Genomic DNA, 12,639 nt, shown 5'->3' with positions numbered 1-12,639 from the left:
TCAGACCCTGGGCTGTTCAGTCCTGAACGGCGTTTCGCTACGGTCATACCTCCATCTCGATGCAGCGTGTGACGGTGACGGCAGGGTCCGACGAGCGCAGTTCTGAGCTCCAGGGCAGCCGCCCGTTTTCGCCTTGCATCGCCAACGGCGCCGAGCGCAGCAAGTTTGAGCAGCTCAAGGCCGATAGCGCCTATCTGCGCGAGCCGCTAGCGACTGAACTCGAGAACGATCTGCCCCATTTCAGCGATGGCGCTGTTCAACTGCTGAAGTTCCACGGCAGTTATCAACAAGACAACCGCGAAAACCGCCAGAAAGGGCAAGAACGCGATTGGCAGATGATGCTGCGCTTGCGCAGTCCTGCCGGCCGGATCCCGGCTTCGCTGTTTCTGGCCATGGACGATCTCGCCGATCGTCTGGGGAATGGAACCCTGCGGATCACCACCCGCCAGGCCTTTCAGATGCATGGCATCCGCAAGCACAACCTCCGGGAAGTGATCGGCACCATCGTGCGCGGCATGGGCTCCACCCTGGCGGCCTGTGGTGATATCAACCGCAACGTGATGGCCCCGGCGGCGCCATTCGAGAAGGGTGCCTACCCGGCGGCCCGCCAGCTCGCCAACGACATCGCCGACACCCTCAGCCCCGTTGCCGCAGAGGGCGCTTACCTCGATCTGTGGGTGGATGGTGAACTGAGTTACCGCATCAAACCCACCCGCGCCGTGAACAAGGTGCGCGAGCGTCAGCACGACGGGGGCGTGTTCAGCGGCGACGCCCAGGAACCGCTCTACGGCCCCGTGTACCTGCCGCGCAAATTCAAGTGCGCGGTCACGGTGCCCGGTGATAACTCCGTGGATCTACTCACCCAGGACATCGGCTTGGTGGCCTTTGCCGATGCCAACGGTGCTCTGCGGGGTTGCAACGTGTATGTGGGCGGTGGCATGGGCCGAACCCACAACAAGGAAGACACCTTCGCTCGCACGGCCGATCCGCTCGGTTATGTGGAGGCCGAGCATGTGCTCGATCTGGTGCAGGCGATCCTGGCCCTCCAGCGCGACTACGGCGACCGGCAAAATCGCCGCCACTCCCGGATGAAATACCTGATCCACGATCAGGGCATCGCCTGGTTCAAGCAGGAGCTCAAGGCGAAGTATTTCGCCCATCCGATCAAAGGCCTGCGCCTCGAGCCCAAAGCCAAGCTGCAGGATTATCTGGGCTGGCATCGCCAGGGCACCGGCAAGTGGTTTGTGGGAATTCCGCTGCTCTGCGGCCGTCTGGCTGGCGACCTGAAGCGGGGCCTGCGCAACCTGGTGGAGACCTATCAACTCGAAGTGCGTCTCACCCCGAACCAAGACCTGCTGCTCTGCAACATCGGCACGGCCCAGCGGGCCAGCGTGCGCACGGCCCTGGAGGCCATGGGCATCACCACACCGGAGGCCCCGCCGCTGCTGGCGCGCCATGCCATCGCTTGCCCAGCGCTGCCGTTGTGCGGCCTGGCGGTAACGGAAGCTGAGCGAATCCTGCCCCAGGTGCTCGACCGCCTCGATGCACAGCTGCGCCGGCTGGAGATCGAGAAGCCGATGCTGGTGCGGATGACGGGCTGCCCGAACGGCTGCGCCCGCCCCTACATGGCCGAACTAGGCCTGGTGGGCGACGGCGTGAACCAGTACCAGGTGTGGCTAGGCGGGAGCCCCAACCTCACGCGCCTGGCGGAGCCCTACCTGGACAAGATGCCCCTGGAGAAGCTCGAAAGCACCCTCGAGCCACTGCTGCTGGGTTGGAAGGCGGCCGGCGGCCGCCGCTCCTTCGGCGACTACGTCGCCAAGCTCGGCCGCGAGCAGGTGGAATCGCTCCTAGTCGCCGCCTGATCGGCCGTAGATGGCCTGCTGTCCGCCGGTGCGCCAGGCCCAGAGCTGATCGCCGTGGCTGAAATGCCACCACTCGTTCGGGTGCTGGGCGAATCCTGCCTGCTCCATCACGGCCGCCAACAGCGATCGCCGCTGGTGAAACAGCGCCGCCTGCTGGCGTAACCCAGGCTCACGGGCTTTCTGCGCCAACGCGGCGAAGTGATCGGGATGGGACACCGGGCCCAGCGCATCAATCGGGGAACCCAGATCCCAGGGCTCCCCTTCCGCACCCGCCAGGGTGAGGTCGACAGCCGCGCCGGTGCTGTGGGGCGGCGGGGTGGCCGGATCGCTGCTGGGGGGGGCCCAGAAGCGCCCCACCTCCTGCTCCACCGCCTGCCGCTCCGCACTGGGATAGCTCGGATCCACCCCCCGCGCGGCGCATTCCTCCGCCAAAGCATGGGCCACCATGAAGCGCTGCACCGCGATCGGCCGCCAGGCATCAAAGATGGCCAGGCGGCCATCGGGGCTGTGCTGCTGCAACAGCCGCTGAGCCTCCAGCAGCCGCGCGATCACTCCCTGCCGCAACCGAAATGGGCTGGCGCCCTCGCCATAGGGAGCCCCCAACCGCGCATAGGGATGGGGCTCGAGGCGCAGCAGCTCCGCTGGCAGGGGCAGAAGCGGCTCGCCGCACTCCGCAATCGCAATCGGGCTCCAGGGACGCATCGGTATTTAGTTCAAACGGGCTGGAGCGGCGGTGCGCTGGCGCTGTTCCGCCAGGGCCTGGGCCAGGGAGGGACAGGCCTCCAGGCCGGGATCGGTGTCCATGATCCGCTGCGCCACCAAACGCGCCTGCTCCAGCACATCCCCGTCGTCGGTGAGGCTGGCCAGGGCCAGATCCGGCAGGCCACTCTGACGGGTGCCCAGCACTTGCCCAGGCCCCCGCAGGCGCAGATCCATCTCGGCGATTTCAAAGCCGTCGGTGGAATGCACCAACACCTCCAGGCGTTGGCGGGCCAGGGCATTGCGGCTGTCGTTGATCAGCTGACAGAACGACGCCGCCGCCCCCCGGCCAACACGGCCGCGCAACTGGTGCAACTGGGCCAGACCAAAGCGATCGGCATGCTCGATCACCATCACGCTGGCCTCCGGCACATCCACGCCCACCTCCACCACCGTGGTGCTCACCAGCACCTGGGTGTCGCCCGCGGCAAAGGCACCGATCGCCGCCTGCTTATCCGCACTGGCCATACGCCCATGCAGCAGACCCACCTGCAGGTCGGGGAAGATCTGCTCGCTGAGCTGTTGATGCACCTCCACCGCTGAGCGCAGATCGAGCTTTTCTGAGTCCTCCACCAGCGGCAGCACCACATAGGCCCGCTGGCCCAGAGCCACCTGCTCGCGAATCAGTTGGTAGGCCTGGTCGCGGTCGGCGGCCGACAGCAGGGCCGTGCGGATCGGCGTGCGCCCCGGAGGCAGCTCATCGATCTGACTCACCTCCAGATCACCGTGCAAGGAGAGCGCGAGGGTGCGCGGGATCGGTGTGGCCGTCATCGTGAGCAGGTGAGGCTGCAAACCCTTATCGAGCAGACGGTTGCGTTGATGCACCCCGAAGCGGTGCTGCTCATCGACCACCACCAGACCCAGCCGGGCGAACTGCACCGGGTCTTCCAACAGGGCGTGGGTGCCCACCAGCATCTTGAGGGTGCCATTGGCCAGATCCGCCAGCAGCTCCCGCCGCCGCCGCGCGGGCGTGGAACCGGTGAGCAGGGCGCAACTCACATGTAATTGCGGCAGCCACTCGCAGAGCTTGCGGTAATGCTGCTCAGCGAGCACTTCGGTGGGCGCCATCAAGGCGCCCTGGCAGCCGGCTTCGATGGCGGTGAGCAGGGCCGCGATGGCGACCACGGTTTTGCCACTGCCCACATCGCCCTGCACCAGCCGCGCCATCGGCTGCTCCCGTTCCAGGTCGGCGCGGATTTCCGCCAGCACCCGTTGCTGCGCCCCCGTTAAGGGAAAGGGCAGCAACTCCAGAAACCCATGCAGCAGCGTGCCACTGGGGTTGTTCAAGGCCGGCGCCGGGCGGCTGGTGAGCTGACGCCGGCGTTGCAACAGGCCGAGCTGCAGATAGAGGAACTCGTCAAACACCAAGCGACGGCGCGCCTGGGCCAAAGCCGCCTGGTCCCTGGGGGCATGGATCTGATGGAGAGCTGTACCCAGATCCACCAACTGCTCCTGCTGCTGAATCGCAGACGGCAGCGGATCAGGCCAGGCCTGGGCGGCGGCCAGCAAGGGGCGCACCAACGTCCGCAGGCGATCAGCCGTGAGCCCCTCCGTGAGGCCATACACCGGCAGGAGCCGGCCGATTTGCTCGCTCTGCACCGGCGCATTTGGGCTGGCCAGCACCTCCATCAAGGGATCTTGGAAGGCGGGACCGTAGGGGGTCTCCTTCACCAAACCACTCACCGCCACGGTGGCACCGGTGGGGTACTGACGTTGCAGGGCCTTCAGCCAACCGGGCGAGCTGAAGCGTTTACCGGCAAAAAACTTGGAGATGCGAATGCGGCCAGTGATGTCCACCAGCTGCAGCTCGAGGATCGAGAGGTTGGGGTTGCGGGGGCTGGTGAAGCTATGGCTGCGGCGCACCGTGGCCACGATGGTGGCGGTGCGGCCGGGCTCCAGGGCCGCGATGCGCACCAGGTTGGAGTAATCGAGATAGTCGCGCGGGTAGTAGCGCACCAGATCCCGCGCCACCCAAAGATCAAGGGCCGCCAACCGCGCTGCACTTTTCGGCCCCACGCCCTTGATCTCGCTGAGGGGCGTGTCGGGGCGAACGCTGGTGGCCACAGGGGGAGCCTCCGGCACCAGCCGCAACCGGGGGGGCGCCACCGGCCGCACCGGCTCATGGGCCCGCTGCAGTTCATGCAGGGCCTGGCGGGTGCGGCGCACCAGGGATTGGCGGCCGGCCTGGCTCAGTTCGGTGTAGGTCTCGAACTGCTCAGCCAGCTGCGCCAGCAACTGCTGCTGATGGGGGGGCAAGGGCCCCGGCGCTTCCCGCAGGCTGCGGCTGAGAAAAGCTTGAAAGGGTTCGCGCCGCCCCTGCAGGTTGCCGAAGCCGCGCTCGGCCTCCAGCTGCAGCCCCTGTTGCAGGGGCCGCAGCCAGGCAGGGAGGCTCAGGACTGATCCGCCGCCGGTGTCAGGTTGTGGGCATGGTCCTGAAACCACTGATCTTCAGCCTCAAGAGCGCTCAGGCGGCGCTGCCAACTGCGGTAGCGCTTGGCCATTGTGCGCAATGCGCGGCGACGCTGCTCCAGCCGCTTGCGGCAGGTGCGGAGCCGCGGCTGCTCGTATTCGAGGTCTGAGCTGCGCAGCAGCAGGGTCAGCACTTCGCTGGGGGCATTGGGTCCGAGCACCTGGCCCAGGGGCAGGGGCAAGCGCAGCAGGTTGGCTGGAGCCGGCAGGGCCTCCACCTGGCCATCGAGCACGGCATCGAGCAGGTTCATCGGCAGCAGGCCCTGGGCCAGCCCCAGGCGCAACATCTCCACATTCACGGCATGGGAGAGGTTGCGGAGCCGGCGGCGCAACGCCCGATCGAAATGGGTCCACCAACGCAGTTGCAACACGGGGTCGCGCGGCAAGGTGGATGCGGTGACGCGCGGATCCAGATCGGGCGGAGCGGCCAAAAGCGTGGTGGCGTCCTCCGACGCCGCCGAATCCGGCTCTGATGAAGGCTCCGGCTCCTCCGAGCTCGCCAGTTGCAATCCCTCGGCCGCCATCTGAAACAGCGACTGCAACAGCTCCTGCTCCGAGCTGGGTTGATCCGCTGAGGGCTGCTCGCCATCGGGCTGATCCGCGGCGGCTTGCGGTCTGGGTAAACCCGGAAGCCCCCGGTCGAACAGATCGGCCGACACCGGCAGATCAAGGCTCAGATGCACGGAACCGCCCGACACGGAACCGCTCGAACGGGCGCTGGCCGGGTCGGTTTCGGACGGTTGGCTGCTGCTCGGCGCATCAGCGCCTTCGCCATTGAGAAAAGCGTCGAGCAGGCGCTGCTGCTGCACCCGTTGCCGGCGGTGGTCCCGGCGCTGTTGCTGCGCCGCCAGGCCCATCACCTGCTCGATGGTGAGCAGCGTGCTGGTGCGCTGCACCAGCTCCTGGAGCCGCTGCTGAAAGGCCTGACGACGTTCGGCAGGCAGTGCGTTGTAGCGCTCTGGAACCACCTGGGTGGCCAGATGAAAACAGGCCTGCTGCACGGCGTGCAGCAGGCCCTCTCGAAGCACCTGCAGATACAGGGCCAGGTCGCGATAGAGCTCAGGTGCCAGCTCCTCCTGCTGCTGCAGGAGGAGGTTGATCTGGCGCTGCGCCTCGTCGCGCATCAGGCAGCCTGCATGGCCGCCACTTCTGCGGCGAAGTCCATCTTCTCCACTTCGATGCCTTCACCCAGGGTGAAACGCACGAAGCGGCGCACCTGGATGTTTTCACCCACCTTGCCGGCCACCTGCTTCACCATTTCCTCCACGGTCATGGTGCTGTCTTTGATGTAGGCCTGATCGAGCAGAGCCATTTCCTTGAGGCGCTTGCCGATCCGGCCGGCCACGATCTTCTCCTTCATCTCTTCCTTCTTGCCGGCGAGGTCGTCGCGACCCATCTCGATCTGCTTCTCGCGCTCGGCCACCTCAGCGGGGATGTCGTCGACCTTCACGAAATCAACGCTGGGGCAAGCAGCGATCTGCATGGCCACATTGCGGATCAGCTCCTGGAAGATCTCGCCGCGTGCCACGAAGTCGGTTTCGCAGTTCACTTCCACCAGCACACCCACGCGGGCGCCGGTGTGGATGTAGCTGCCGATGGCACCTTCAGCGGCGGTGCGGCCCGACTTCTTCTCGGCGGAGGCGATGCCCTTCTGGCGGAGCCACTCAACGGCTTTCTCCTTGTCGCCGTTGGTTTCTGCAAGCGCCTTCTTGCAGTCCATCATGCCGGCGCCGGTGACGTCGCGCAGTTCTTTAACGAGCTTGGCGGAGATCTCAGCCATGGATCGGAAGGGGAAAGGAGGGAAAAAATGCTGGGCTCAAACAGTCAGGAGCTCCCCCTCAGGGAAGCTCCAGTGCCGCAAGGGGTGAGGGCGTCAGGCGAGAGCTTCTCAGCCCTGCCACCTGACGGGCTGGTGTTCAGCCTTCCTCGTCGTCGTAGCCGCCGCGCTGGTCGTTAGCGCCATGGCGACCTTCGTTGATGGCATCGGCGAGGCGGCCAAGCACCAGTTGCACCGAACGCACAGCGTCGTCGTTGCAGGGGATGGGCACGTCGCAGAGGTCGGGATCGCAGTTGGTGTCGAGCATCGACACCAGGGGGATGTCGAGCTTGCGGGCTTCGAGCACGGCGTTGGTTTCGCGGCGCTGATCCACCAGCACCACCACGTCGGGCAGACGACGCATGTTCTTGAGACCGCCCAGATACTTCTGCAGGCGCTCAAGCTCACGGCGCAGCACAGCGGCTTCCTTCTTCGGACGCATCGCGATGGCACCGGAGGACTCCATGCGCTCCAGGTCCTTGAGGCGGTCGATGCGGGCGCGCATCGTGGTCCAGTTGGTGAGCATGCCGCCCAGCCAACGCTGGTTCACGTAGGACGCACCGCAGCGGGTGGCTTCGAGGGCAATCACCTCGGAGGCCTGCTTCTTGGTGCCCACAAACAGGAAGCGCTTGCCGCTGCGTGCAGCACTGCGCACCCACTTGTAGGCGTTGTTCATGCAGACGGCGGTCTGCACGAGGTCGATGATGTGAACACCGTTGCGCGCGCAGTAGATGTAGCGCGACATCTTGGGGTTCCAGCGGCGGGTTTGGTGCCCAAAGTGGGCACCCGCCTCCATCATTTCGGCGAGAGTGACAACAGCCATGAGTTGAGGGTTTCGGGTTCGCCTCCACCTGCCAGGGACTCCGCGAGCGGGTCACCCGAAACGTGCAGGTGTGCGGTTTGAAAGAACCCGACGACCCTACCAAATGGCAGTGAGGCCAGGCCTTCGCTCAGGCCAGACCTTCCGCTCTGGCCTCCCGATACAGCGCCCGCACACCGATGCGGTTGAGGGGAAGCCGCAACAGCTCCATGGCCAAGCCAGGCCGCCCGCGGCGAATCAACCAAGCCAGCAGTGGCCGAAGGCTGCGCTCATTGAGCAGGCCACCGAGGGTGAGCAGCTCCCACAGGAGCCGATGCAACAGGGTGAACTGAATGATGAAGCGCACCCGACGCGTGGGGTGCTTCCGGTAAAACACCAGGCCCATCTTGGCCCGCTCACCTTCCACCGCAATCAGGCGAGGCACCTGCTCCAGGCTCAAGGGTGGATGCCAGTGATACCCCACGGCGTCCGGGCAGCGCACCAGCACCACACCCATCCGCCGAAGCCGCTCACCCAGCTCCAGGTCCTCCCAGCCATAGAGGCGGAAGCGAGTATCAAACAAACCGCTGCGCTCCAGCACCTCACGATCGATCGCCACGTTGCCGGTGGCGAAATAGGCCCAGGAGAGATCGCTGAGCTTGTGGGGTTCGGCCGTGGGCTCGTTGAAATTGGCGGTGTTGATCACCGCGCCGTAGGTGAAGCAAAGCCGATCGCCGCGCTGCTGCCAGGTTTGCTCCAGCCGGCGCGCGTGGCTGATCAGAAAGCTGTCGGTGACCACCAGGTCACTGTCGATGAACACGATCACATCACCGCGGGCGTGATCCACCCCCCGGTTGCGACCTTCAGCCGGGCCGCCATGGTCCTGCTGCACCAGGCGCACGTGCGGAAACGCGTGGCCGTTGCGCAGCAGCCAGTTCACCGTGTCATCGGTGGAGCCATCGTCAACCACCACCACCTCGTAGGCGCTGATCGGCGCCTCCAGCCGCTGCTGCTCGAGGGCCCGCAGGCATTTCTCCAGGATCGGCAGCCGGTTGTAGGTGGGGATGACGACGCTGAGGAACATGGCTCAGGGGATGGCCAACGGTGAACGCAGGGACAAAAAAGGGGATCCCGCGGGATCCCCTAGGTGATGCATGGAGGAGTGCCGATCAGTCGGCAGCGCCACCGTTGTTGGCGGTACCGGTCACGCCGTTGCCAGCACCTTCACCGCGGCCATCGTTGCGGAGCTTGCGCTTCTTGAACTTGCGGGCGTAGGCGCGGTTGCGCTCCTGCTTTTCTTTCTTGAGGTTGCGGCGTTTGGCCATCGAGACGGCTGGAACTTGGGGTTAAGCCCCACCCTACTGAATGACGTTCAGCCGCTGGTCACCAAACCGGGAACGTCCGCTTCGCTGAGCTGGCCGTCTTCCATCCGCACCAAGCGATCAGCGATATCGAGGATGCGCGGATCGTGGGTCACCATCAGCACCGCACAGCCCTGCTCCCGGGCCAAGCGTTGCAACAGTTCCACCACCTCGCGGCCCGTCTTCGAATCCAGCGCTGCGGTGGGTTCATCCGCCAGCAACAGCCGCGGATGCGCGGCAAGGGCACGGGCAATCGCCACCCGTTGCTTCTGGCCGCCAGAGAGATCGTGGGGCAACTTGTTGAGCTGATCCCCCAAACCCACCGCCCGCAACCACTCCCGCGCCTGATCGCGACGCGCGCGGTAACTGAGAGCTGGCAGCAGGTCGGAGCCCATCTGCACGTTTTGTTCGGCTGTGAGGCAACGCAACAGATTGTGGCCCTGGAAAATCATGCCGATGGATCGGCGCAGGAGTTGGCGTTCGCGGCGGCCAGCACCGTTGAGCTCCTGACCCAGAACCCGCACCGATCCCTCCTGCACCTGGCGCAGGGCCCCCACCAGGGTGAGCAGGGTGGTTTTGCCGCAGCCCGAGGGGCCGGTGAGCAGCACCACCTCTCCAGGGGCCACGCGAAGGTTCACCCCCTGCAGCACCTGGCGCCGCATGCTGCCACTGCCATACCAATGGCAGAGGTCGTGCAGGTCGATCGCAGCCGTCTGAGCCATGGTGTTCAGAAGATCTCGGCGGGATCGGCGTCCGCCAGGCGGCGCATGGCTAGGCCAGCGGAGGCCATGCACATCACCAGGATCATGGTGAACACGGTCACGGCGCGGGTGGTATCCATAAACACCGGCAGTTGCGTGGCGCTGCGCACCAACAGATACAAGCCCTGGCCCGCCGCATAGGCCGGCAGATAGCCAAACGCCGCCAGCAGTAAGCCCTCACGGGCCACGACCCCCAACAGGCTGACCAGCTTGTAGCCCATCGCCATCAAGGTGGCGTATTCCGGCAGGTGATCACTCACATCGGAATAGAGCACCTGATACACGATCACGCAGCCCACCACGAAGCCCATGGCGGCCCCCAAGGTGAAGATGAAGCCGATCGAGGTGCTGGTGCGCCAGTAGTTCTGCTCGAAATCAATGAATCCCTGCTTGGTGAGCACCGTCACATCCGAGGGCAGCTGAGCCTGGAGGCGCTGGGCCACGGCCGCAGGATCACTGCCGGGCTTGAGGCGAATCAAACCCACTTCAATGCTGCCGGGGGGCGTGTTGGGCAGCAGCTCGAGGAAGGTTTCGGAGCTGGTGAGCAGGTTGCCATCCGCGCCAAAGGAGGTGCCCAGGCCCACCAGACCGGCCACGCGCACTCGCTTACCGGCGATTTCACTCTCCACCGTGCGGCCGCTTTTGAACCAGGGCGCCACGGGCCCAAACTCCGGGCGCGATTGTTCATCAAACAGCACCCTGCCCTTCTGGGTGAGCAGGCGCGCCTTCGGCGCCAGGCTCGGATCGGTGAACAGGGGGTCGTTGGGTTCAAACCCCAGGGTGAGGATCGAGCGCGTGCCCCTGGTTTCAGGGTTGCGCCAGAGCAGCAGATTCCAGTGCACCGGCGTGATGCCCGCCACTTCAGGGGCGGCCATGGCCTGCACGAGGCGCCGCTTGGGAAAGCCCGCCATGCTCACCGAGCTGGTGGAGCGTGGACTGATCAACACCAGATCGGCATCAAACAGCCGGTGGATCGTGACGCTGGCATCGAAGAGGCCATCACGGAATCCCAGCTGCATAAACATCAAGATCCCGGCGAAGCTGATCCCCGCCAGGGCCACAGCCAACCGCACCGGCTGGCGGGTGAGCAGCAGCAACGACAGCGGAATGCGGCGGCTCTGCCAGAGACCCGCCAGCCAGCGCTGCAGCGATTGGGGCTGAAGACGCACGGGCCCGGGGCTCACGGGGTGAAGCGCGCGATCACCTTCAACCCAGCCAGATCCTTCACCTGACGGGCAGCCGCGGGATCGAGGGCCAAACGCACCTCCACCACGCGGGCATCCGCATCACCGGTGGGGTCGGTGGAGAGCACCGCCCGCTGGCGCACCTGGGGTGAGATGCGAATCACGCGGGCTTTTAGGGAACCGCTGAACCCACCGTTTTCGCTCACGAGGATCACGGTCTGGCCGAGCTTCACGCGGTTGATGTCGCTCTCATACACCTCCGCCACCGCTTCCATCTGATCGCCGGCACCGAGCTCGAGCACACCGTCAGTACCGGGGCGTTCGCCGGCGCGGCTGTGAATCTTGAGCACGGTTCCAGCCAGCGGCGCCCGCAGCTCGCTATCGGCCAGATCCACCTGCACACCCTGGCGCTGGGCCTGCGCTTGCCGCAGCTCGCCTTGCAGCTTCACCAGCTCGTCTTTCTTTTCTTCCAGCAGCACCATCGCCGCAGCTCCAGAGCTAGCGGCGCTTTGGTAGCGCTCCACCTCACGGGTTTGCATGCGGATCTGCACCTGAAGGCTGCTAATTCGGGCCTGCAGCGCCGCAAGGTCAGCGTTGAGCTTGGGCCGGTTATCGAAGGTGGCCAACAGTTGACCCTGCTTCACGCGCTGCCCTTCCTGCACCTCGAGGCTCAGCAGGCGCGGGCTACCCCCCATGGCACTCGAAGGAGCGGCGAGGCGGCGCACATCGCCAGCGGGCTGCAAGGTGCCCAAAGCCGACACCGCCTCCAGGCGCGGTGCACTCACAGCAGCTGGCGCTGGCGCCGGTGGCTGAGGCGTGCTGCGGCGACTCACCGCCACAGCCAACAGCACCAGCAGGAGCGCTCCGCCAGCGACAAGCCAAGGACGACGCATCAGCCCAGCGGCAGGGGATCGTCGAAGAGCAGCTCCTCGATGTAACGATCGGCCCAGGCCGGATTGAACGCCTTCTCCAGCACGCGTCTGGTCTTGTCGTTTCGCTTCTGCTGCCGGCAATACGAGAGCTGACCGTCGTGCCGCTTCACGGTATCCGGGTGGTCGATCGGCTGCGGTTCAGCGGCTTGGCAGGCCGCACCGAGCACCTGCAAAAAGTCGCCCACAACACCAATGAACTGCTGCTCCTCGGCAGCATCTGCAGGCCGCACGAACCGCACGTAGGGCGAGAAAATCGAGCCCCACTCCGGCAGCTCCCGCTCCTGGCTGAAGGATCGCTCTGGCAGCGCAGCCAGCCCCTGGGCCACGGCCTCCGGCAACTCACCGCTCACCGGTGAGAGATCCACGATCGCGGCCGACACCACACCCCGTCCGGCCACGATGTCGGCCCCGAACACCGGCAGGTCGTAGCGGGGATCAGGGAAATACACGCAGTGCAGGATCTGCAGGCCTGCCCCCAGACGGGCTGTCTCCAGGTGGAGTTTGCGCAACCCCTGGCACTGACGCAGCTCATTGCGAATGAACAGTGCCTCGCCGTCGAGGCTGCCGCTGATCGCCTCGAGCTCGGGATCCACCGCCAACGGCTGCAAGGCCGGCAGCTGATCCCAGCTGCTGCGGATCTGCTCGGCGAGCGCGTCCACCAACGGATGGATTCCCAAAGCAGCTGAACTCATG

General features: G+C 65.7%; 12 protein-coding genes. 1 reads left to right on the top strand and 11 read right to left on the bottom strand.

Features of this window, described 5'->3' with window-relative positions:
• Positions 1-59 precede the first annotated feature (59 nt).
• The gene (gene sir / locus KUL97_RS03435; RefSeq protein WP_254896163.1) at positions 60-1,865 is read left to right on the top strand and encodes a sulfite reductase, ferredoxin dependent; all 1,806 of its coding nucleotides are present in this window, start codon (positions 60-62) and stop codon (positions 1,863-1,865) included.
• Here sir and KUL97_RS03430 read toward each other — a convergent pair.
• The 11 genes from KUL97_RS03430 to KUL97_RS03380 form a co-directional block, all read right to left on the bottom strand.
• Entirely contained in the window at positions 1,851-2,567 is a 717-nt protein-coding gene (locus KUL97_RS03430) for a M15 family metallopeptidase (protein WP_217795591.1), read from the bottom strand. The genes sir and KUL97_RS03430 overlap by 15 nt on opposite strands.
• 6 nt (positions 2,568-2,573) lie before the next feature.
• Positions 2,574-5,000, bottom strand: a complete 2,427-nt coding sequence (recG, locus tag KUL97_RS03425) for an ATP-dependent DNA helicase RecG (RefSeq protein ID WP_217796008.1) — start codon at positions 4,998-5,000, stop codon at positions 2,574-2,576.
• Between the two features lie 14 nt (positions 5,001-5,014).
• Entirely contained in the window at positions 5,015-6,217 is a 1,203-nt protein-coding gene (locus KUL97_RS03420; protein WP_217795590.1) for a hypothetical protein, read from the bottom strand.
• Positions 6,217-6,873, bottom strand: a complete 657-nt coding sequence (gene tsf, locus KUL97_RS03415) for a translation elongation factor Ts (RefSeq protein ID WP_217795589.1) — start codon at positions 6,871-6,873, stop codon at positions 6,217-6,219. Before tsf ends, KUL97_RS03420 begins: the two co-directional genes overlap by 1 nt.
• A gap of 136 nt (positions 6,874-7,009) precedes the next feature.
• A complete protein-coding gene (rpsB, locus tag KUL97_RS03410; protein WP_217795588.1) occupies positions 7,010-7,732 on the bottom strand; it encodes a 30S ribosomal protein S2 in 723 nt (240 codons plus the stop codon).
• 127 nt (positions 7,733-7,859) lie between these two features.
• The gene (locus KUL97_RS03405; protein WP_217795587.1) at positions 7,860-8,792 is read right to left on the bottom strand and encodes a glycosyltransferase family 2 protein; all 933 of its coding nucleotides are present in this window, start codon (positions 8,790-8,792) and stop codon (positions 7,860-7,862) included.
• 85 nt (positions 8,793-8,877) lie between these two features.
• Positions 8,878-9,033 (bottom strand): hypothetical protein, encoded by a 156-nt coding sequence (locus tag KUL97_RS03400; protein ID WP_006171625.1) that lies wholly within the window; start codon positions 9,031-9,033, stop codon positions 8,878-8,880.
• A 47-nt stretch (positions 9,034-9,080) separates the two neighbouring features.
• Positions 9,081-9,791 (bottom strand): DevA family ABC transporter ATP-binding protein, encoded by a 711-nt coding sequence (locus KUL97_RS03395; RefSeq protein ID WP_217795586.1) that lies wholly within the window; start codon positions 9,789-9,791, stop codon positions 9,081-9,083.
• A 5-nt stretch (positions 9,792-9,796) separates the two neighbouring features.
• Entirely contained in the window at positions 9,797-10,966 is a 1,170-nt protein-coding gene (devC, locus tag KUL97_RS03390) for an ABC transporter permease DevC (RefSeq protein WP_217796007.1), read from the bottom strand.
• 44 nt (positions 10,967-11,010) lie between these two features.
• Positions 11,011-11,907: an HlyD family efflux transporter periplasmic adaptor subunit gene (locus KUL97_RS03385; RefSeq protein WP_217795585.1), complete on the bottom strand. Its 897-nt coding sequence runs from the start codon at positions 11,905-11,907 to the stop codon at positions 11,011-11,013.
• Entirely contained in the window at positions 11,907-12,638 is a 732-nt protein-coding gene (locus tag KUL97_RS03380) for a phycocyanobilin:ferredoxin oxidoreductase (RefSeq protein ID WP_217795584.1), read from the bottom strand. The genes KUL97_RS03385 and KUL97_RS03380 overlap by 1 nt, the downstream gene beginning before the upstream one ends.
• Between the last annotated feature and the right edge of the window lies 1 nt (position 12,639).

Source organism: Synechococcus sp. HK05, assembly GCF_019104765.1.
GTDB lineage: Bacteria > Cyanobacteriota > Cyanobacteriia > PCC-6307 > Cyanobiaceae > Vulcanococcus.
This window is presented reverse-complemented; position numbering and strand designations above follow the sequence as displayed.